Annotated in this window: 18 protein-coding genes and 1 pseudogene; 10 read left to right on the plus strand and 9 right to left on the minus strand. The window is 64.5% G+C overall.

The window, feature by feature from the left end:
* Positions 1-520: 520 nt before the first annotated feature.
* Positions 521-3280, minus strand: coding sequence for a pyruvate dehydrogenase (acetyl-transferring), homodimeric type (aceE, locus tag IDT60_RS00490; protein ID WP_223883834.1), 2760 nt, complete (start codon positions 3278-3280; stop codon positions 521-523).
* Positions 3281-3669: 389 nt separating this feature from the next.
* On the opposite strand from aceE, the pseudogene IDT60_RS00495 reads away from it, so the two are divergent.
* Positions 3670-4113: pseudogene (locus IDT60_RS00495) on the plus strand (SDR family oxidoreductase); the annotation flags it as partial.
* A gap of 111 nt (positions 4114-4224) precedes the next feature.
* Here the strand turns inward: IDT60_RS00495 and uraH are convergent.
* The 3 genes from uraH to IDT60_RS00510 form a co-directional block, all read right to left on the minus strand.
* A complete protein-coding gene (gene uraH, locus IDT60_RS00500) occupies positions 4225-4566 on the minus strand; it encodes a hydroxyisourate hydrolase (RefSeq protein WP_191080464.1) in 342 nt (113 codons plus the stop codon).
* Positions 4563-5060: a 2-oxo-4-hydroxy-4-carboxy-5-ureidoimidazoline decarboxylase gene (gene uraD, locus IDT60_RS00505; RefSeq protein ID WP_191080465.1), complete on the minus strand. Its 498-nt coding sequence runs from the start codon at positions 5058-5060 to the stop codon at positions 4563-4565. The genes uraH and uraD overlap by 4 nt, the downstream gene beginning before the upstream one ends.
* Before the next feature lie 178 nt (positions 5061-5238).
* Entirely contained in the window at positions 5239-5883 is a 645-nt protein-coding gene (locus tag IDT60_RS00510; protein WP_191080466.1) for an AmiS/UreI family transporter, read from the minus strand.
* Positions 5884-6373: 490 nt separating this feature from the next.
* On the opposite strand from IDT60_RS00510, the gene IDT60_RS00515 reads away from it, so the two are divergent.
* The 3 genes from IDT60_RS00515 to IDT60_RS00525 are packed head-to-tail and all read left to right on the plus strand — an operon-like array spanning position 6374 to position 8667.
* Positions 6374-7195 (plus strand): amino acid ABC transporter substrate-binding protein, encoded by an 822-nt coding sequence (locus tag IDT60_RS00515; RefSeq protein WP_191080467.1) that lies wholly within the window; start codon positions 6374-6376, stop codon positions 7193-7195.
* Positions 7196-7235: 40 nt separating this feature from the next.
* Positions 7236-7895, plus strand: coding sequence for an amino acid ABC transporter permease (locus tag IDT60_RS00520; protein WP_305072169.1), 660 nt, complete (start codon positions 7236-7238; stop codon positions 7893-7895).
* A complete protein-coding gene (locus tag IDT60_RS00525; RefSeq protein WP_191080469.1) occupies positions 7882-8667 on the plus strand; it encodes an amino acid ABC transporter ATP-binding protein in 786 nt (261 codons plus the stop codon). Before IDT60_RS00520 ends, IDT60_RS00525 begins: the two co-directional genes overlap by 14 nt.
* Before the next feature lie 69 nt (positions 8668-8736).
* On the opposite strand, the gene IDT60_RS00530 is transcribed toward IDT60_RS00525, so the two are convergent.
* Together IDT60_RS00530 and IDT60_RS00535 are read right to left on the minus strand one after the other, a co-directional pair.
* Positions 8737-9498 (minus strand): ABC transporter ATP-binding protein, encoded by a 762-nt coding sequence (locus tag IDT60_RS00530; protein ID WP_191080470.1) that lies wholly within the window; start codon positions 9496-9498, stop codon positions 8737-8739.
* Positions 9499-9530: 32 nt separating this feature from the next.
* Positions 9531-10694: an FtsX-like permease family protein gene (locus tag IDT60_RS00535; RefSeq protein WP_191080471.1), complete on the minus strand. Its 1164-nt coding sequence runs from the start codon at positions 10692-10694 to the stop codon at positions 9531-9533.
* A 165-nt stretch (positions 10695-10859) separates the two neighbouring features.
* Here IDT60_RS00535 and IDT60_RS00540 point away from each other — a divergent pair, with 165 nt between their 5' ends.
* Together IDT60_RS00540 and IDT60_RS00545 are read left to right on the plus strand one after the other, a co-directional pair.
* Positions 10860-12152 (plus strand): sensor histidine kinase, encoded by a 1293-nt coding sequence (locus tag IDT60_RS00540; protein ID WP_191080472.1) that lies wholly within the window; start codon positions 10860-10862, stop codon positions 12150-12152.
* Positions 12152-12805, plus strand: a complete 654-nt coding sequence (locus tag IDT60_RS00545) for a response regulator transcription factor (protein ID WP_191080473.1) — start codon at positions 12152-12154, stop codon at positions 12803-12805. Before IDT60_RS00540 ends, IDT60_RS00545 begins: the two co-directional genes overlap by 1 nt.
* 41 nt (positions 12806-12846) lie before the next feature.
* On the opposite strand, the gene IDT60_RS00550 is transcribed toward IDT60_RS00545, so the two are convergent.
* The gene (locus IDT60_RS00550; RefSeq protein ID WP_223883835.1) at positions 12847-13317 is read right to left on the minus strand and encodes a MarR family winged helix-turn-helix transcriptional regulator; all 471 of its coding nucleotides are present in this window, start codon (positions 13315-13317) and stop codon (positions 12847-12849) included.
* A gap of 161 nt (positions 13318-13478) precedes the next feature.
* Positions 13479-14054 (minus strand): NADPH-dependent FMN reductase, encoded by a 576-nt coding sequence (locus IDT60_RS00555; RefSeq protein ID WP_191080475.1) that lies wholly within the window; start codon positions 14052-14054, stop codon positions 13479-13481.
* 260 nt (positions 14055-14314) lie between these two features.
* Here IDT60_RS00555 and IDT60_RS00560 point away from each other — a divergent pair, with 260 nt between their 5' ends.
* Entirely contained in the window at positions 14315-15466 is a 1152-nt protein-coding gene (locus IDT60_RS00560; protein WP_191080476.1) for a diguanylate cyclase, read from the plus strand.
* 19 nt (positions 15467-15485) lie between these two features.
* Here IDT60_RS00560 and IDT60_RS00565 read toward each other — a convergent pair whose 3' ends face one another.
* Positions 15486-17000: a SulP family inorganic anion transporter gene (locus IDT60_RS00565; RefSeq protein WP_191080477.1), complete on the minus strand. Its 1515-nt coding sequence runs from the start codon at positions 16998-17000 to the stop codon at positions 15486-15488.
* Between the two features lie 214 nt (positions 17001-17214).
* Here IDT60_RS00565 and mptB point away from each other — a divergent pair, with 214 nt between their 5' ends.
* From mptB to IDT60_RS00580, 3 genes are all read left to right on the plus strand, one after another.
* Entirely contained in the window at positions 17215-18834 is a 1620-nt protein-coding gene (gene mptB / locus IDT60_RS00570; RefSeq protein ID WP_164203291.1) for a polyprenol phosphomannose-dependent alpha 1,6 mannosyltransferase MptB, read from the plus strand.
* Positions 18835-18917: 83 nt separating this feature from the next.
* Complete coding sequence (locus tag IDT60_RS00575) at positions 18918-19517, plus strand: TetR/AcrR family transcriptional regulator (protein ID WP_191080478.1); 600 nt, start codon at positions 18918-18920, stop codon at positions 19515-19517.
* Positions 19514-20725: an MFS transporter gene (locus tag IDT60_RS00580; protein WP_191080479.1), complete on the plus strand. Its 1212-nt coding sequence runs from the start codon at positions 19514-19516 to the stop codon at positions 20723-20725. Before IDT60_RS00575 ends, IDT60_RS00580 begins: the two co-directional genes overlap by 4 nt.
* The last annotated feature ends 20 nt before the right edge of the window (positions 20726-20745 follow it).

A 20745-nucleotide genomic window follows, 5' to 3' on the forward strand; every position in this document is an offset into this window, starting at 1 on the left:
GACATCTATGCTTTTCGTATAGTAAAACTTTACTTCCACAATATGGAATCCAAATGAACCATCCAGAGGAGGATCAGATGTGCCCGCAGGACAAGACGCCGGTGATACCGGCACAAGCTGAAACCCTCGTAGCCCAGGAGTTCTACTTCCCCCTGGGCAGCGGAACGGATCCTGACTTTTATGTGCCCACAGACGCGGAGCGTCTTCGGCGGGGCGGCGGGTTCTCCCGATGGCTCCGAGCGCTGCCCGTTTTCAATCGGTAGCGTCCCAGGGCTGCAGGATTGCAGTTCGTAAGCAGGTGAAGTCGGCGGCACTGTTCCAGTGCCGCCGACTTCGACAATTCCGGACAAGTGCCCCGGAGCCCCGACCCCCGGGAACTCCCAGCCGTGCTCCTCCGTGAGCGAATCATCCGTGGGCCTTGGTGCGGCTACCGTCGCCATAACCGCTCGTCAATCATGAAGTGGCAAGTTGGCAGCCGCACTAACCAGCTCTGCTGCCAACCTGCCTCCAGTGTTACCGGTTAGGCGTCCCCGCCCGCCCCGCCGGTGGTTCCTGCGTTCACGTCCAGGAGCTTGTAGCGGTCCATGGCGTACGACGGCGCGCCCTCCTCAACGTCGCCCCTCGCCGCGAGCAGTTGCAGGGTCTTCACGACGATGGAGTGCGTGTCGTTTTTGAAGTATCGGCGGGCTGCTGCGCGGGTGTCGGAGAAGCCGAAGCCGTCGGCTCCAAGCGTGGCGAACTGGTGGGGGAGGAACTGGCGGATCTGGTCCGGCACGGCCTTCATATAATCGGAGACAGCCACCACGGGCCCCTGCGCATCCGCCAGCTGCTTAGCCACGAACGGAACACGGGCAGGCTGGCCGGGGTTGAGGAAGGCTTCTTCCTCGGCGGCCAGCCCGTCCCGGCGCAACTCATTCCAGGACGTGACGGACCAGACGTCCGCGGAAACTCCCCAGTCCTCGGCAAGGATCCGCTGGGCTTCCAGCGCCCACGGAACCGAGACGCCGGACGCAAGGATTTGGCTCTTGGGACCGTCAACGTCCGACGCCGAGACCTGGTGGATGCCCTTCAGCACACCTTCGACGTCGAGGTTCTCGGGTTCGGCAGGCTGGGTGATCGGCTCGTTGTAGACCGTCAAGTAATACATGAGGTTACGGTCAACAGATTCCGGTCCGTACATCCGCTCGATGCCGTCCCGGATGATGTGGCCCATTTCGTAGCCGTAGGCGGGGTCGTAGGTGACCACGGCCGGGTTGGTGGCGGCGAGGATGGGGGAGTGTCCGTCTGCGTGCTGGAGGCCTTCGCCGGTCAGGGTGGTCCGTCCTGCGGTGGCGCCGATGATGAAGCCGCGGGCCATCTGGTCAGCGGCGGCCCAGAAGGCGTCGCCGGTGCGTTGGAAGCCGAACATGGAGTAGAACACGTAGACCGGGATCAGCGGCACGCCGTGGGTGGCGTACGCGGTGCCGGCGGCGGTGAACGCCGCGACGGCGCCGGCTTCGTTGATGCCGGGGTGGATCAGCTGGCCCTGGGCGGATTCTTTGTAGGCCAGGACGAGGTCCCGGTCCACGGACAGGTAGTTCTGGCCGCCCGGATTGTAGATCTTGGCGGTCGGGAAGAACGCATCCATGCCGAAGGTCCGTGATTCGTCCGGCACGATGGGAACGATCCTGTGCCCGAACTTCTTGTCGCGGAGCAGGTCCTTGAGGAGCCGGACGAACGCCATGGTAGTGGCCGCCTGCTGCTTCCCGGAACCACGCTTGGCGACCTCAAAGGTCTTGGCCTCCGGCAGCTCAACAGGCTGGTGCTTCGGCCGCCGTTCCGGGACCGCTCCGCCCAGCACCCTCCTCCGGTCGAGGAGATAGGCGATCTCGGGGGCGTCCGGGCCAGGGTGGAAATAGGGCGGGCTATAGGGGTCCTCTTCAAGCCGTGCGTCCGAAATGGGGATCCGGAGGTAGTCCCGGAATTCCTTGAGGTCCTCCACCGTCAGCTTCTTCATCTGGTGGGTGGCATTCCGCCCCTCAAACCTCGGTCCGAGGCCGTAGCCCTTGACCGTTTTGGCCAGGATCACGGTGGGTTTGCCCTTGAATTCGGTGGCTGCCTTGTACGCGGCATAGACCTTGCGGTAATCGTGCCCGCCGCGCTTGAGGTTCCAGATATCGTCATCGGAAAGGTCCGCGACCATGTCCTTGGTCTGCGGGGTCTTGCCGAAGAAGTGCTCCCGGACGAACCCGCCCGATTCTGCCTTGTAGGTCTGGTAGTCACCGTCCGGGGTCTCGTTCATGATCTTCACGAGCGACCCGTCGGTGTCCTGGGTGAGCAGGTCATCCCACTCCCGGCCCCAGACGACCTTGATGACGTTCCAGCCGGCGCCGCGGAAGAACGCTTCGAGTTCCTGCATGATCTTGCCGTTGCCGCGCACCGGCCCGTCCAGGCGCTGGAGGTTGCAGTTGATCACGAAGTTCAGGTTGTCCAGGTTCTCGTTCGCGGCGAGCTGGAGCAGGCCGCGGGACTCGGGCTCGTCCATTTCCCCGTCACCGAGGAACGCCCAGACCTGCTGGTCCGAGGTGTCCTTCAGCCCGCGGTTGTGCAGGTACCGGTTGGACTGGGCCTGGTAGATCGCGTTCATCGGGCCGATGCCCATGGACACGGTGGGGAATTCCCAGAACCCGGGCATCAGCCGCGGGTGCGGGTAGGAGGAGAGCGCGTGGCCTTCCTTGGACTTCTCCTGCCGGAACCCGTCCAGGTCCTGCTCGGTCAGCCGGCCTTCCATAAAGGCCCGGGCGTACATGCCGGGGGAGGCGTGGCCCTGGAAGAAGACCTGGTCACCGCCGCCGGGGTGGTCCTTGCCGCGGAAGAAGTGGTTGAAGCCCACCTCGTACAGCGTCGCGGCCCCGGCGTAGGTGGAAATATGCCCGCCCACGCCGATGTTGGCCTTCTGCGCCCGGTGCACCATGATCGCCGCGTTCCAGCGCATGTACGCCCGGTAGCGGCGCTCGTATTCCTCGTTGCCGGGGAACTGTGCTTCCTGGTCCACCGGGATGGTGTTCACGTAGTCCGTGGTGGTTACCATCGGCACGCCCACGCTTTGCGCGCCGGCACGCTGCAGCAGGCTCCGCATGATGTATTGGGCACGCTCGGTGCCCTGTTCCCTGATCAGCGCATCCAGGGACTCAACCCATTCGGCGGTCTCTTCCGGATCACGATCAGGCAGCTGGTTAGTCAACCCGCTGAGGATATGGGAGGTATCTTCTCCTGCAGCCACGTCCAAGCCTCGTTTCATCATTGAATATTCGAGCGGTCTTTTTCGCAATGCGAGAAAGATTTCTTGTCTTACGAGAATAGACGAGGGGTTGCCGCCGGCAAAATTGCGGAGAGCCAGGCTCGGCCAGGCCAAGCACGTCGAGATGTGGATACCCTGTCGACGCAGCCTCAAAAGTGGCGTTGGCAAGCCGTATCCGGTATGCCGGAACCATCCTAAAGTCATGTCTCCGCAGGTTCCTGCCGCTTTATCAACGGATTGTGACTGACCGGACGATCCTTTGACTGACTCCCCGGTTTTGTTGCCCGTAGGCTTCTCGCCGGCGGCGCAATGGCTGCCCCACTCCCAAGGAGGTCCAGTGCTAAATACCCAAAAATTGGACCTAAAAGTTGCTGTTGTCACCGACGCCGGAGGCGACGCTGGCTGTGAACCTGACCGGAGCCATGCTCTGTGCTGCTGCCGCAGTCCGGGCGATGAAGGCGCAGTCGCCCCAGGGCGGTCGGATCATCAACAACGGATCTATCGCGGCGCATTCGCCGCGGCCCCGGAGCGTTGCCTACACCGTCACCAAACACGCCCTGACCGGACTGACCAAGAGCATCGACCTGGACGGGCGAGGCTTCGGCGTCACCTGCGGCCAGATCGACATCGGCAACACCGCCACCGAATTAATGGACCACATCGGTGTCGGGTCCGGGGCAGTCCAAGCCGACGGTAGCCGCAAGGTGGAGCCTACCTTCCCTGTGGAGGACGCGGCGCGCGCGGTCCTGCTAATGGCCCTGATGCCGGCGTCCGCCTCCGTTGGTTCCCTAATCCTCACGGCGGCAGGAATGCCATTCATAGGGCGTGGGTAGCCCTTCGCGCGGCTGGCAGGCCAGCCCCAAGACCAGATTCCAGCTTTCCTGCAGCCGCATGAACATGCCCGTGCTTCTCAGGAGCTGTAGCCACCTTGGGGCGGGCACCTCTTAGCTCCCGCGGTAGCTCGAAAACGAAAATGGGCTCAACAGCAGTGGGATGTGGTAATGCGGTTCATTTCTGTCCACAGTGAAGGTGAGCACGACCTCGGGGAAAAAGGCTGGAGTGTTCCGTTCTGCGAAGTACTCTGCTGTGGTGAATTTCAGCCGGTAGGTTCCGGAGGGCAGGAATTCCGGCCCGATTTCCTTTACCCGCCCGTCGGAATCCGTCTGTGCAACGGCGATCTCGGACCACGAACCACTAACCAGAGCGTGCAGCCCGACGGGCACTCCCACCGCCGGCTTTCCTGTAGCAGTGTCCAGAATGTGGGTAGTTACATGTGAAGTTGTCACTCGCTGATCATTCCCTCAAGCCTGTGGACTGCGATCTCACGCAACTGTTGCTGGACGACGCGCACTTCCTCGTGCGGCGTGTTGGAGATCCTCACCTGGAGGGCCTCCAAAACTTCTTCCTTGCTGCGACCGGCTGCACGGATCAAAAAGACCTGTCCGAACTTCTCTTCGTAGCTCCGGTTTCCTTCGGAGATTGCGGTCATCACTGCAGCGGGAGCAGCGCCGAGAGCCTCTTGTTCATCCCGTGAGAACTGAGCCTCGGAACTATTGCCTTGGGCACGTTCGCCTATCCGCGGGTGGTGAGCCAGTGCGGATTCAACTTCGTCTGCGGTGAACGGGGATGCGGCGCGACGGGCGAGGAGGAGCAGGTCGTGCCTTGATGAAAATGGCCGAGCGTCGGCGATCTCCTCGATCCACCGGGGGATATCAAGACAGGGCCGCAGCGCGGCGACAATGTCTGAGCGGTCGGACTCGTTGAACTCTTCGAGAAACATCACAATCCTTTGCTTAGTGATCCATGACGAATTTCATCATGTGAAATAATAATTCCATCATGTAGTAGTGAAGCTCAGGAATTTTTCCCTGTCAACCTCGCGGAAGTGCGCAGATGCCCGGCGCCAAGTTAGGAGCGGGCCTATGCGCCGGCCCAACGTGGCCGATTTTGGCGGAATCCTAGGCGTTGTAGGGGGTAGGCAGTCTGGATGAAGGCGCGCTTGGTAAGGGACGGCCTCCGCCCTTGACCCGACCCAGATAGGCTGCCGCCACGAGGAGTACGCTCACCACCGCTGCGGTTCCAGCAGCGACCTCCCACTCGATGGGCCAGTATCCGATCAGTCCCATGAACGCGGGAACTGTCGTTGTTACCTGACTGGTCAGTACGAGTGACCAGCCGTTGAACGGCGTGAGGCCCTGGCGCCCGAGCGCCGTACGGATAAAGAACAGGATCCACAAGAAGGCCCAGGACAGCCACAGGACACCGAGCAGTGGGTCCCCGGGAAGCGACGACATGGCAAGAAAGATCCCAAAACCGCCGACCCACCCGCTAAACCACCCCACTCCCTTGGTTCCGAGGTGCAGGAGGATGTCCAGCCCGCAATACACGTAGGTCAACCCGAACAGAAACATGCCGGATGCACCCAGGAAGAGTTGGGGGGACAGGCTGGTGGTAAGCCCTGCATAGGTGACACCCAGGGCAAGCTGGGTCGAGCCGATAAGGATGCTGAATACCGCCGAGTCCCGGGGGGAAATGCGGCCCAACAGTGCGAGCCCATTCACCAGCAGTGCCGCTCCGGATAGAAGGAGGCACAGGTAGATCATGGGGCCAACTCTCGTGAACTGCAGTCAGAGTCCACTCTGGAGTGGACCGTTGGTCGGGAGAAAACGCAAAGCCGAAACGGGACCCGTAGATACTCGTTCCGTTCAGCAGTCCACTAGCCCGCCCGCGGTGTGGGGGTTACTGAGCGAGGTTACGTTCGAGCTTTCGCAGGGTCAAGAAGTTTTGTTAATTGTCGATTATGACTGGCGTAGGCAGAGCGGGTGAGGGCTAGTGGACGGGGTGGTTTTCCGACGTTCGTCGGATGCACGCTGGAACATCCAAGCGCTCGTCAACGGAACCTGACTCTTTCATCAACCGCGATCCCGGGCTCGGCGGCTGCTGTGATCGGCGAACCCTGTGAACTGCTCTCGGAGCCACTTCGTGAGGTTGGATAAAGCCAGTGCCTGCGATCTTTCTGCAAGGTTGCTATCGTCGCAAGTGATGGTGCCGCCAAGTCGGCGAGCCCTTGCTGCTCCTGGACGAAGGATCATTATGAAGCGCACACGAGTTTCCGTCATTGGCCTCATCGCGGCTGCCGGACTGGCACTGGCCGGATGCGGTTCCGCGTCCACGGGTCCATCCAGCTCGGCACCTGCCGGTGGCACGGATACTTCTTTGAGCGACGTCAAGAGCGCGGGCGTGCTTAAGGTCGGCACCGAGGGAACCTACAAGCCCTTCTCGTTCCATGCCAATGGCAGCGGGGAACTCACCGGTTTCGACGTGGAGATCATCACGGCAGTCGCCGGCAAGCTGGGCGTCAAGGCCACGTTCCAGGAAACCCAGTTTGATGCCATCTTTGCCGGCCTGGAAGCCAAAAGGTTCGACGTCGTAGCCAACCAGGTCTCGATCACTGACGAACGCAAGGCAAAATATGATTTCTCGACCCCTTACACGGTCAGTACGGGCGTCATTGTCACGAAGGCCGATAACAACAGCATCACTTCTTTTGACAGTCTTAACGGCAAAACCACGGCGCAATCGTTGACCAGCAACTGGTACAAGCTGGCCCAGCAGAGCGGCGCCAACGTCGAGGCAGTTGAGGGCTGGGCGCAGGCCATCGCGCTGCTCAAGCAGGGACGGGTCGATGCAACAATCAACGACAAACTGACCTACCTGGACCAGCAGAAGGCTTCACGCGATGACAGCATCAAGATTGCCGCCGAAACCACAGACAAGTCATTGAGTGCCGTCGCGCTTCGGAAAGGCTCAACCAGCCTGACGGACGCTGTCGACAAGGCGCTCACCGAACTGCAGGCCGACGGTACCCTGGCCAAGATTTCGCAGAAATACTTCGACGCGGACGTGACCAAGTAGCGGCGATGCACATCGTTCAAGAACGCCGCGCCGGGTCATGATCAACTGGGAACTCGTTTGGGGGGCACTGGGACCGATCCTCTTGGGTGCCGTTACCGGGACCATTCCTGTGGCCCTGGTCTCATTCGCCTTTGGACTGCTGCTGGCCCTGATCGTCGCCTTGATGCGGTTAAGCCGTAACCGGGTCCTCTCGACGATCGCCCGGATCTACATTTCGGTGATCCGGGGCACGCCCCTCCTGGTGCAGTTGTTTGTCATCTTTTACGGGCTGCCCTCCATCGGGGTCACCATCAGTCCCTGGCCGAGCGCCATCATCGCCTTTTCCCTCAACGTGGGCGGCTACGCCGCGGAGGTCATCCGGGCAGCCATCCTGTCCGTACCTAAAGGCCAGTGGGAGGCCGGCCATACGATCGGGATGTCCCGCCGCCAGTCGCTGGTCCGGATCATCCTGCCGCAGGCCGCGCGGGTCTCCGTCCCGCCCCTGTCCAACACCTTTATAAGCCTGGTCAAGGACACTTCGCTGGCTTCGCTGATCCTCGTGACCGAACTGTTCCGCCAGGCGCAGCAGGTAGCGGCCTTCAGCCAGGAATTCATGCTCCTGTATTTGGAAGCGGCCGTCATTTACTGGATCATCTGCCTGGTCCTCGCCGGCGGACAGTCCGCCCTTGAGAAGAGATTGGACCGCTATGTTGCCCACTGATTCCGGGTCCACGGAGAGCGCCCAGCTCCTGGGCGTCCGTGGACTCCGCAAGTCGTTCGGCGGGCATGAAGTCCTGAAATCCATCGACGTGAACGTCAGCCGGGGTGAAGTTGTCACCTTGATTGGACCGTCCGGTTCCGGCAAGACCACTGTGTTGCGATGCCTGAACGGGCTTGAGGTTCCCGACGCCGGAGTGGTGGACTTCGCCGGTGAGCTGACCGTCGACTTTTCGGCCCCGGTGTCGAAGCAGCAGTTGGCGGCGCTGAGGGACCGCAGCGCGATGGTGTTCCAGCACTACAACCTTTTCCCGCACAAGACCGCCCTGGAAAACGTCATTGAGGGCCCGGTGCAGGTGCAGAAGCGGTCCAAGGTGGAGGCCGTGAAGGAAGCCAGGGAATTGCTGGCCCGGGTGGGGCTTGAAGACAAGGAAAACAGCTATCCCTTCGAACTCTCCGGCGGCCAGCAGCAGCGCGTCGGAATTGTGCGTGCGCTGGCCCTGCGTCCGCAGCTCCTGCTTTTTGATGAGCCCACATCGGCGCTCGATCCGGAACTGGTCGGCGACGTCCTGACTGTCATCAAGGAGCTGGCGGACGAGGGCTGGACCATGGTGGTGGTAACGCACGAGCTCGCGTTTGCCCGTGAGGTCGCCGATGAGGTCATCTTCATGGACGGCGGGGTGGTGGTGGAGCGCGGCCACCCCGACACGGTGCTCCGTAACCCTCGGGAGGAACGCACCCGGCAGTTCGTGGACCGGCTGCTGAACCCGTTCTGATCGCCATTGCCCTGCCAACCTCGACGCTCGCGCGGGCACGATAACGGAGCACCATAGGGCCGTCCGGTATCACCCAAGGCCAGCGCCCGGCTGCTCCGGCACCGCCGGCGCAGCCAACCCGCCGTCCCGCATCACCGCCACCGCGTCCGTCATCGGAACGAACTCCGTGTCGTGCGTGACCATCACCGTGGCCACCCGGAACTCGTCGGTGACCCGGCGAAGCAGCCCGACGATCGACGCGCTGCGCTCATGGTCAAGCGCCGCCGTCGGCTCATCCACCAGCAGCACTTTGGGGCTGCCCATCAGCGCGCGGGCGATGTTCACGCGCTGCCGCTGCCCGCCGGAAAGCTGGTGCGGCCGCTTGTCCGCAGACGCCTCCAGCCCCACGAGACCCAGCAGCTCCAAAGCCCGGGACCGCGCAGCCTTCAGCGGCTTTCCGCGCAAATGGTGCCCAATCATCAGCTGCTCGACGGCGGTGAGCGACGCCAGGAGGTTGGGTTGCTGGAAGATGATGCCCACTTTCTCCCGGCGCACGGCGGTCCGGTCGGCATCCTTCAGATCCGCCGTAGTGATCCCATCGATCAGCACGCGCCCACTCGTGGGGCGGACCAGGGTGGCAGCCACCGCCAGGAGGCTGGACTTGCCCGAGCCGGACGGGCCAACGAGAGAGACCATGTGACCGGCCGCGACCCCCAGGCTGACGCTGTCCAGGGCCTTGATGGTTCCGCCGCCGTCCGGGTATTCGAGGGTGACGTTGTCCAGGGTCAGGGGGAGTGCGGCGCTGTCCGCCGACGCGGCGAGCGGTGTGACGGACAAAGAGGAGACAGTCATCGGAAAGGACCTTTCGTGGAGGGGAGGGGTTTTCAGTTGCCGCCGAGGGCGATGAGCGGGTCCACCGCGGTGACCCGGCGGACTGCCAGCGCGGCGCCCGCCAGCCCGAGGGCAACAATTCCCAGCACGGGCAGCAGCGTGGTGGCGGGAGTGACGAGGAACGGTGCGGCCTGCGCCGCGGCGAACCCGCCGAGCACACCCACCGCCCCGCCAAGCCCCGCGCCGGCCACGAGCACAAGCAAGGCCTGGGTCATCGCGTCGCGCAGCACATACCTGCCGGACGCGCCCATGGCCTTGAGAACGGCGATGTCGCGGGTCCGCTGGACGGTCCACACGGTCAGGAAGGCCACGATCACCAGCGCAGAAATTCCATACAGGAAGCCCTGCATCAGCATCAGCGAGCCGTTCTCGCTCTTAAAGGAACCGAGCGCTTGGAACGAACCCGTCCGGCTCGCGCTGACCGTGCCCGCCGCGGCATTGGCGGCCGCCTCGTCCACCACGGCACCGTCCTCGTAAGTGACTGCGAGGACGGTGGCCACCGGCGGGTTCGCCGCCGCACCGCCAGCCGCGCCGCCCGCCGCACCGCCAGCCGGTGAAATGTGCGCCACCTCAGCCCAGGACGGCAGCGCTGTCCACACCACACCGGTGTGCGAATACCACTGGTCATCCACAACAGCCGTGACGGTCAGGTCTTTGCCGCCCACCGTGGCGGTGTCGCCGACGTCGAGCGCCAAATCTGCCGCAACCGTGGAACCGATCACCACCGTCCCCGCCCGCACCGGTGACGGCGCCAGCTGCCCGTCCGACGCAACGCCGAACACCGCCACATTGGTGGTCCCGCCGTCGCCCGCCTGGAAGCGCGTCTGGCTGATGCCCAGCGGCTCAGCCCGCGCCACGCCGGGAACGCGCTGCCACGCATCCACCTGCGCGGCTGTCACCTCGCTCTCGGTGAAGGACGCCGTCGGCTCGTTACTGCCCGGCGCGCCAAACACGATGCTGTCCACCGGCCGGGGCCCGGGTCCGGACCCGCCAGCGGACCCGGCCCCGAGCTTCCCGATTGCCGACGTGGACTGGTCGCCCAGTCCGGCGGTGAGTCCGGACAGGAGCACAAGCAGCAGCGTCACAAGGGCCACCACACTGCCCATCAGGGCGAACCGGCCTTTGGCGAACCGGATGTCACGAATAGCGAGAAACACGTTGCACTTCCTTCGGGGAGGGTGGATTTCCTTCTGAATCCACCCTCCCGCGCGCCGGACCGGCCCACATCGGGAAGACGGTTGATCCCCCGGGGACGAAGGGTTGAAGCCCCCGTCAACCTTTTGATTGATCCGCCCCCGGACTCCGGCGCCTAAGCTGAAGGAATGCCTGCCGCGGACCCACAGACCACCCCGTCGGGGGCCGCAGTCCTGCGGTTCCTGCGGGTGACACTTCATGTGGGCTTCACCGTGCTGCTGCTTGTCGCCATCCTGCGGCTTCACCTTTTGCAGGGAATGGCCGACGGCGGCGCGGACGCGGGTGTGCGGCGCTACCTCTGGTCCGCGCTCGCCGTCGCCCTGGCCGGGGCTTACCTCGCCGGCACCCTGCTGGAGAAGCGGTACGACGCCGGCCGCTCAACGTTCAATCCCCATCCTTACGCCGTCCCGTGGCTGGGCCTGGTCACGGCGCTGTGGGGCGTCCTCCTCGCCGGCAGTGCCGAGTTCTCCTGGGTGGCCTTCCCGCTGTTTTTCCTGCACCTGCATGTGCTGCCCCGCCCCGTCGCCCTGGTCACCATCACGGTCATGACAGCGGCAGTTGTGGCCTCGCAATGGGTGGCCAGCGGGCTGCCCTCACCCACCCTGCCGATGGTCCTGGGTCCGGTCCTGGGCGCCGGGTTCGCCGTGGTCACCGGGCTCGCCTACCGCGCACTGTATCTGGAGGGCGAAGCGCAGCGCCTCGCCGCGGAGGAGCTCCGGCGGACCCGCGCCGAGCTGGCCAGGACCCAGCACGAGGCCGGAGTGGCCGCCGAGCGCGAACGCCTGGCCCGCGAAATCCACGACACCCTGGCGCAGGGCCTGTCCAGCATCGTCCTGGTGGCCCGGGCCGCGGAGAAGTCCCTGGCAAGCGGCGATCTTGCCACCGCTGCCGAACGGTTCGCGCTGGTCCAGCAGACGGCGTCGGAAAACCTGTCCGAAGCCCGCAGCTTTGTCCGCGGCCTCACCGCGCCCCGGCTCCAGGAGTCCTCTCTGCCCGAAACCCTTACAAGGCTCTGCGCCGAGACCGAAACCCTGGCCGCCGCGCGCGGCGAAGGGCTCCACTGCCGGTTCGAGCTGGTGGGTGACCCGGCCGAGCTGCCGCCGCAGTACAGCGTCACGCTGCTCCGCGCCGCGCAGGCCAGCCTCGCCAACGTGAGAGTCCACGCGCAGGCGGGCTCCGCCGTCGTCACCCTCTCGTTCCTCGGGGACGAGGTCACGCTGGACGTGTACGACGACGGCACGGGTTTTGATCCCGAAGCGCCGGGTTCCGGTGTGGCTGGCCGCGCGGACGGGAGCGGCTTCGGGCTGCGCTCGCTGGCCGCCCGCGTGACGGAACTGAACGGTTCACTGGAGGTCGAGTCCGCACCGGGGGAGGGGACCGTCGTCGCAATCCGGCTTCCGCTCACAGGGGAGCAGCGCTGATGGGGACGTTGCGCATCCTGCTGGTGGACGACCACCCCGTGGTCCGCGCCGGCCTGCGCGCCATGCTTACCGAATTCGAGGACTTCAGCATTGCCGCCGAGGCCGCGGACGGGGACGCGGCGCTGCATGAACTCACCCGGCTCCGGACGCTGGGGGAGCGCGTGGATGTTGTCCTGATGGACCTGCAGATGGGCGCCGGAATGGACGGGGTCACTGCCACGGCGGCGATCAGGCAGCTGGATTCCGCGCCGCCGGTCCTGATCCTCACCACGTACGATACCGAGGCGGACATCCTGGCCGCCGTGGAGGCGGGCGCCAGCGGCTACATGCTCAAGGATGCGCCGCCTGAGCAGATCCGCCAGGCGGTGCTGTCCGCTGCGGCTGGTCAGACGGCGCTCGCTCCGACGGTTGCTGCGCTGCTGATGTCGCGGATCAGCAGCCCGGGAACCGCCCTGACGCCGCGTGAGGTGCAGCTGCTGGAACTGCTGGCCACCGGGCTGACGAACAGGGCCATCGCGCGGCAGCTGTTCATCTCCGAGGCCACAGTCAAGACCCACCTGGTGCACATCTTCGGCAAGCTCGGCGTCGACAACCGCACATCCGCCATTGCCGTGGCTGCGCAACGCCGGATCATCCGGGCACCGGGGCAGTAGCGCCCTTCGCCTTCGCGTACGCTGCGCGGGTGGGCGTCGAATCAGGTGTTGTTGGCGTCCCGCAGCTCGGCCATGGCTTCGGCAACAAGCTGCGCCCGTTCGGCTCCCAGGATGTCCACGAAGTTGGCGTAGACCAGACCGGCCACAAAACAGGCAAGTTCATTGGCTGTCGCCGTACCCTCGGTGCTCAGCTCCAGGTAAACAACCCGGCGGTCCTCCACGCAGGGGCTGCGCTGGACCAGGGACCGCTTAGCGAGCCTGTCGGCGATCTTGGTGAAGCCGCCGTTGCTGAATGCCACCTCGCGGGCCAGTTTCGCCATCGGCATCCGTGCACCGGGGGTGCGGACCAGCCGCAGGAGCGTCTCGGCCTCGGCGGGTTCCAGCGAGAAAGCGGAAGAAACTTCCGCGTGCACCTTCTTGTTGGTGTGCTGGAAGCCCTCGATGACCAGGCCCCACTGCGAAATCACATCAAGGTCCCCGGTGGTCGGGGTGTGCTTCTGCGTGGCCGGCATGGAATCCCTTTCCACGCCCATAATACGCTCCACGTAAATGCCTTTTCTGGTCAGATTTCAGGATGCGGAGGGCCGGTTGGCCTCCCACTTAACAGCGAAAACCGGTGCTTCCGGCGGGCGGGTGGCCCGCCGAAAGCACCGGCGCTCGGGGTGTGCGTAAGTTACGCGGCGACAGATGCTTCGGCGCGGACGGCTTCGAGGGCCTTGGTCCACGGCACGAGCTGGTCCAGGACCGGAGCCAGGGTCTGTGCCTGCAGTTCGGTGGGCTTGAAGACCGAGAAGTTCTCGAAGTCGGTAAACAGGGAGAACATGCCGGTCTTCTGCACGTGGGCGACCTGCAGCTCGGACAGGATGCCGCGCAGGTGCTCAACGGCGCGGACGCCGAAGGCCGAACCATAGGAAACGATGCCGGCTGCCTTGTTCGCGAACTCGGCATTCAGGTACGACAGGGCGTTGGCCAGTGCCGGCGCCACGGAGTGGTTGTACTCAGGGGTGATGAAGACGAAGCCGTCGAACTCGGCGATCTTGGCGGCCCAGGCGATGGTGTGGGCGTTCTGGTAGTTCTGGTACGCGGCCGGGTAGGCCTCGTCCAGCATCGGCAGGTTGTAATCGGCGATGTCGACGATCTCGAACTCAGCGTCGGTGCGCAGCTGTGCCTGGGCGAGAACCCACTCGGCAACGCCGGCGTTGTTGCGGCCGGGACGGGTGCTGCCGGTGACGATGGCGATCTTAGTCATGAACTACTCCTCTGATGGAACGAATCGCGGACGATCCTCCGCAACGCTTCAAGATACAACTATATCCGTGGAAACTATTTCTGTAAATACTATCATTGTGTGGTCCTCATCACCGAGGGCTGCTTCGGGAGATGAAGGGCGCTTGCCCGCGCCGGTGCTGCACCGGGTGCTGTTTCGGGAGTGCCCCAGCGCGTCAATATTGTCCGACGGCGGTGCGATACTGAGGGTTGCATCACAATGACGTTGGGGGAACTTCGGAAATGGTCCTTGATACAGCAACCTTGAGGATCGCCTTTGGCGTGATGGCCTTGGTGCTGGGTCTGCTGTTCTACTTTTCGTCGTACCGCACCACCCGGTCTCCGTATAGCGGCTGGTGGTGCCTCGCGCTTGTGTTTTTCCTTGGCGGCTCCGCCGCGTTCCTCCTCAACGGGACCTCCCACCAGTGGTGGGCAAACATCCTGGGCAACGTGCTGCTGGTCCACGGCGGTGTTGCCGTCTGGGCGGGGGCGCGGTCGCTCCGGGAAGTAGCGCCGAAACGCTGGCTGTTCACGGGGCTGCCGCTTGTCACCCTGCTTGCCACGGCCCTCGACGATCCCGGGACCAACGTCTGGGCCGGCGGCGTGGTGTTCCTCGCGGCCATGTGCCTTACGCTGGCTCTGGCATCGCAGGAACTCTGGCGCCTGGAGCCGGGCTATTCGCGGGTCCGGGTGCCGATGGCTGCCGCGGCCGCGGTCATGGCCGTCTTCTACTTCGGCCGGCTGGTTTTCTTCCTTCTGGACGGCCAGGACGGCCCCATTTTTGTCACATACTTCGGGTCCGCTGTGACCACCATGGTCACCATGGTGCTGCTGGTGGTGGTCTCCTTCAGCATGGCCGGGCTGAGCACCGAACAGCAGACCCGCGCCCTGCGTATGGTGGCCACCCGCGATGACCTCACCGGCCTGCTGAACCGCAAAGCCTTCCTCGACCTCGCCGCCGGGTTGCTCAATGACCGCGCCGTCACGCAGGGAACCGGCGCCCTGATCCTCGCCGACCTGGACAATTTCAAGGCAGTGAACGACACCTACGGGCATGCTGCCGGCGACGTCGCACTGCAGGCTTTCGCCGGGGCATGCCAGGACACCGTCCGGTCCACGGACCTTGTAGGACGCTATGGCGGGGAGGAATTTGTGCTCCTGATTCCGGGCGCCTCCTCTGCACGGGCTGAACACATTGCGGAGGAAATCAGCCGCCGCCTGGCCCAGGTGCCTACTGCCGACGGACTTGAAATGCCCACCGTCAGCTATGGCGTGGCACTTTATGATGCCGGGACAACGGACATAGACCATGTCATCGCCGCCGCGGACGAGGCCCTGTACACGGCCAAATCCCTGGGCCGCAACCGCACGGTACACAGCGACCGCCGCCGATAATGCGCGGCGGCTCAGCCCGTCAGTTCAGCTTCCCGGCCAGCCGCTGGCGCATCTGGATGCTCGCCTCGTTCAGTCCGATCAGCTCCACGTCCCGGCCATGCCGGCGGTACTTCTCAGTGACCGAGTCCAGTACCGCGATGGTGGACGCGTCCCAGAGATGCGAGGCGTGCAGGTCCACGATTACCCGGCTGATGTCCGGCTCGGCGTCCAGAGCGTATTCGAACTGGGTGTAAAGGTCGTTAGAGGAGGCGAAGAACAGTTCGCCGTCCACGGTGTACTTGGCCACGGTTTCGCCGTTGAGCTCGACGACGGTCCGCTCCACCGTGGCGAAGTGCGCCACCCGCCGGGCAAACAGGGCCATGGCCGCCAGCACGCCGGCGCCGACGCCGATGGCCAGGTTGTGCGTCACGGAGACCACGGCAACGGTGATCAGCATGACGCCGGTCTCGGACTTCGGCATCCTCCGCAGGGTCCGCGGCGCGATGGAGTGCCAGTCGAAAGTGATGGCCGAAACAAAGATCATCACGGCCACAAGGGCGGCCATCGGGATCAGGCCCACCACGTCGCCCAGCGTCACCACGAGGACCAGCAGGAAGACGCCGGCCAGGAACGTGGACACCCGGCTCCGCGCGCCGGAGCCCTTCACGTTGATCATCGTCTGGCCGATCACCGCGCAGCCGCCCATGCCGCCGAAGAAGCCGGTGACGATGTTCGCCACGCCCTGGCCCCAGGACTCGCGGGTCTTGTTGGAGCGCGTATCCGTGATGTCGTCCACCAGCTTGGCTGTCATCAGGGACTCCAGCAGGCCCACCAGGGCCATCGACAGCGAGAACGGAGCAATGACCTGGAACGTCTCCCACGTCATCGGGACGTTGGGGATGAACAGGGACGGCAGCTGGCCCTTGTCCTGAACCGTGGGGACATCCACTCCGGCGAGGACGGCAAACAGGGTGAGCACCACAATGGCCACCAAAGGTGAGGGCACCGCCGTCGTAATTCTTGGCAGCCCCACCACAATGACAAGGCCCACTGTCACAAGCGGATACACCATCCAGGGGACGCCGATCAGTTCCGGGATCTGGGCCATAAACACCAGGAGGGCCAGCGCGTTTACAAAGCCCACCATCACCGAGCGCGGGATAAAGCGCATCAGCCGGGTCACTCCCAGGACAGCCAGGAGGATCTGGAAGACGCCCGCCAGGATCACGGCGGCGATGAGGTGGTCCAGGCCGTGGCTGCGCATCAGCGGCGCGATGACCAGGGCCACGGCACCGGTGGCAGCAGAAATCATGGCGGGCCGGCCGCCCACGAACGAGATGGTGACGGCCATGATGAAAGACGCGAACAAACCGATCCGCGGATCCACGCCCGCGATGACCGAGAAAGCGATGGCTTCCGGAATCAAGGCCAGCGCCACCACCAGCCCGGCGAGTGCCTCGGTCTTCAGCCGACGCGGAGACCGTAATGTGGCGCGGACGGATTGGAGCTGCTGCGGTGTGCCGGTCCGGGCGTCCCGGGCGCTGCGTGCGGGCATGGTGTGCGTCCATTCGTGCTGGTGAAGCGCACGTCTGCAGCTTCTGCCGATAAGTTGGCGGGACCGCATGCCGCTTCGTTCGGATAACGACGGGCGCGTCCGCCCCTACCAGTCTGGGGCACGCCGCATCCCAACTGCTAAAATGGCGGGGTTGTAGACCGGCCTATAGCTGGTTCAGCCAGCGCCGTAACGTAAGTAGGGGACCACACAAAACATGACGGCAGGCGGTTCGCACCTCAGCACTTCGGAGACTTTCCCGGGCCCGTCGAAAAAGACGCCGGCCGCGACGGAAGTCCCGAAGTCCGCCGCGCCCCCAGCCACCGTGCCTGCCAAGCGCCGGGCTTACATCGCCATCTGGCAGGGGTTCCTCGGCGCCCTGATGATGTTCGTCGGTTCCATCGGCACCGGCTGGATCGCCAACGGTTCACCCATGATCCGCCAGCCGGTGGTCATCGCGCTGCGGACCGAGGGCTGGGGCGTCACCCTGTCCACCGTCCTCCTCACGGTGGGAGCCATGCTGCTGATGCGATCCTGGCTGCGGCTCGGCCAGCGGCTAGGGGACTGGGGTGAGCATTCCCTGCGGTCGGTGGTGATCGCCATTTCCGCCTGGTCCTTCCCCCTCCTCCTCGCCGTTCCCATCTTCTCCCGCGACGTGTATGCCTACACCGGCCAGGGGCGCCTGGTCATGGAAGGCCAAAACCCCTACGAGGTGGGCATCTCCACCCTCAGTAACTGGTTTTCGCTTGGCGCGGACCCCGCCTGGGCCGAGAACAGGACGCCCTACGGGCCCTACTTCCTGTGGCTCGCGCGCGGCGTTGTGGGGCTTACCGGCGCCCAGCCTGACGTTTCCGTCTTCCTTTTCCGGCTGCTGGCCGGTGTCGGGGTGCTGCTCTGCGTCATCTACGTGCCCAAGCTTGCCGAACTGCACGGCATCAACGGCGCCAGGGCCTTGTGGATTGCGGTGGCCAACCCGCTGTTCCTGATCAGTTTCGTGGCCAGCGCCCACAACGATGCACTCATGGTGGGCCTCGCCGTCGCCGGTGTCTACTTCGCCGCGACGAAACATTACCTCACGGGCATATTACTGGTCACCGCGTCCATCGGCATCAAGCCGATCACCGTCCTGCTGCTCCCGTTCATCGGGGTCATGTGGGCCGGGCCCGCCGCGTCCTGGACGCGAAAGTTCCTGATCTGGGGCGCGACGGCGGGAATCAGCTTCGCTGTGCTTGCCCTCAGCGGCATCCCGTACAACCTTGGCCTCGGCTGGGTATGGGCCATCATGGACCCGACGCCGGGGTACACCGGCTATTCGCCGTCCGGCTTCCTGGGGCAGCAGGTTGAGTTCCTCGGCAACGTGCTGGGGCTGCCCGGCGGCACCTTCGCGGACCTGCTGCGTACCGGGATGAAGTGGACTGCCATCGGGCTGGTCCTGCTGCTGATGTTCCGCGGCGACTACTCGCGTGCGGTGCGCCGGCTGGCCCTGGCGTTCACCGCTGTCGTAATGCTCTCGCCCATTATCCAGCCCTGGTACATCCTGTGGTTCCTCCCGTTCCTGGCCGTCACCGGCATCCGGAACGACTGGCAGATCCGAAGCCTCTACGTAGGCGTCACGTTCTTTGTGGTGTTCGGCGCCCAGGACCAGCTCTCGGTCTGGTCCTTCGTGGAGCTCCCCATTGATGCGTCGTCACTGGCGTTCGTGACGGCCCTGCTCTTCACGTTCTACCTGCTGGTCCTGGACATCCACACGCGGAAGCTGCTGATCGAAGGCAAACCGCTTGACTGGGCCCGGCATGCGTGGGGCTGGCTGCAGGAACAGCGGGCCGCGCGGCGCTGACTGCCGGTGAGCGGGTCCTCTGCCGGTCGCCATACCTTCAGCCGACGGTTGAATCTCGTATGGCGAAGGTAGAATTCGCTGGCATGAGGACAATCGCCGACGACCTTGAAGCTCCTGACGTCCATACCCGCATCGTGGTGGCGGCCTACGGATTGTTTTCGCGCCGCGGCATCCGCGATGTCGGTGTGGATGAGCTGATCCGCGCGTCAGGCGTCGCCAAGGCAACGTTCTACCGGCACTTCCCGTCGAAGGATGATCTGGTGCTCGCCTTCCTGAAGCGGCGCGACGAGCTGTGGATGTTGGGGTCCGTCGTTCCGGAGGCCAAGAGCAGGGCGGACAACCCCGAGGACCAGCTGCTGGCCATCTTCGATGTCTACCACCAGTGGTTCCAGGACGACGACTTCGAAGCCTGTTCATTCGTGAAAGTGCTGCTGGAAATGGGGGCGTCGCATCCGCTGGGGAAGGCCAGCATCGAATACCTGGCCAGGATCCGTCAGCAGGTCCGGATCCTCGCCGATGAAGCGGGACTGGAGGACTCCGAGGCGTTCGCACTGTCCTGGCACATCCTCATGAAGGGCTCCATTATTGCCGCTGCCGAAGGCGACAAGCTGGCCGCCCGCCGGGCCCGGAAGATGGCCGCAGCACTTATTGCAGAACACCGGCCCCATGGCCTGAACTCATGATCCCCGCCACCCGGACCGCACCGGATCGCACTGCAAGGTTCGGCGTCGCCTTCATCGGTGTTCTGCTCATCGCAGTCAACCTCCGGGTCTCCTTTGTCAGCGTGGGACCGGTCCTCGCGAACATCAGCGGCGAACTTGAGCTCTCCAGTGCAGCGGCAGGGTTCCTCACCGGTCTGCCTCTCATCGTCTTTGCCGTGTTCTCACCCGTGGCGCCCGGCTTCGCTGCCCGGCTTGGCCTGGACCGGGCGCTGTGGATGTCCCTGCTGATCCTCGCTTCGGGCATCGTGCTTCGCTCACTTCCCGTGCCCGGCTTCATCTGGGCGGGCACCGGACTGATCGGCCTCGCCATCGCGTTTCTCAACGTTCTGGTGCCTTCCCTCGTAAAACGTGACTTCCCGATGAAGGTCAGCCAGGTCACCGGAAGCTACACCGCCACACAGGCCGCGTTCGCGGCGATCGGGGCCGCCGTCGTCGTGCCCTTGGCCCAAACCTCCCCGGCCGGATGGCGGCTTGCCCTCGGCATCTGGGTGGGGTTAGCTCTCATCGCCATGGCCGTGCTCCTGCCGTGGCTGCGCCGGCACAGCCCCGGCGCCGCAGAGGCCGCCAAACCGGCCGTCTCCTACCGCTCGCCCTGGGGCTCAGCCCTGGGCTGGCAGGTGACGATCTTTATGGGACTGCAGTCGATCGCGTTCTACGTCCTGATGGCCTGGCTGCCCACCATCGAACAAAGCCGCGGTGTCCCGGCAGCCACTGCGGGCTTCCATCTGTCCCTTTTCCTGCTCGTCAGCGTGTTTGCCAGCCTTGTTGCAGGCGGAATCCTCCACCGGGGCTCGGACCAGAGGCTGGTGTCGTTCGCGAGCGGCGCGCTGATGTTCGTGACCTTCCTCGGCCTGGCCCTTGCGCCGGACCTCATCCTGCTGTGGGTCCTCCTTGGGGCAGTGGGCTGCGGAAGCCTGATCGTCATTGCCCTGTCGCTGTTCAGCCTGCGGTCGGTGAATTACCCGCAGGCAGCGTCCTTGTCCGGCATGGCGCAATCTGTTGGCTACGCCCTGGCTGCAGTGGGCCCCGTGATGTTCGGCGCGCTTCGCGACGTGAGCGGAGACTGGACGCTTCCGCTTCTCGCCACCGCAGGCATCATGGTGCTCCTTGCGTTGACGGGGGTTCTTGCCGGGCGTGACCGGGTGATCAGCGCCAGTCACGCCGTCTAGGGGCTTGCGTGCAGCGGCGG

This window comes from Pseudarthrobacter sp. BIM B-2242, from assembly GCF_014764445.1.
GTDB lineage: Bacteria > Actinomycetota > Actinomycetes > Actinomycetales > Micrococcaceae > Arthrobacter > Arthrobacter luteus_A.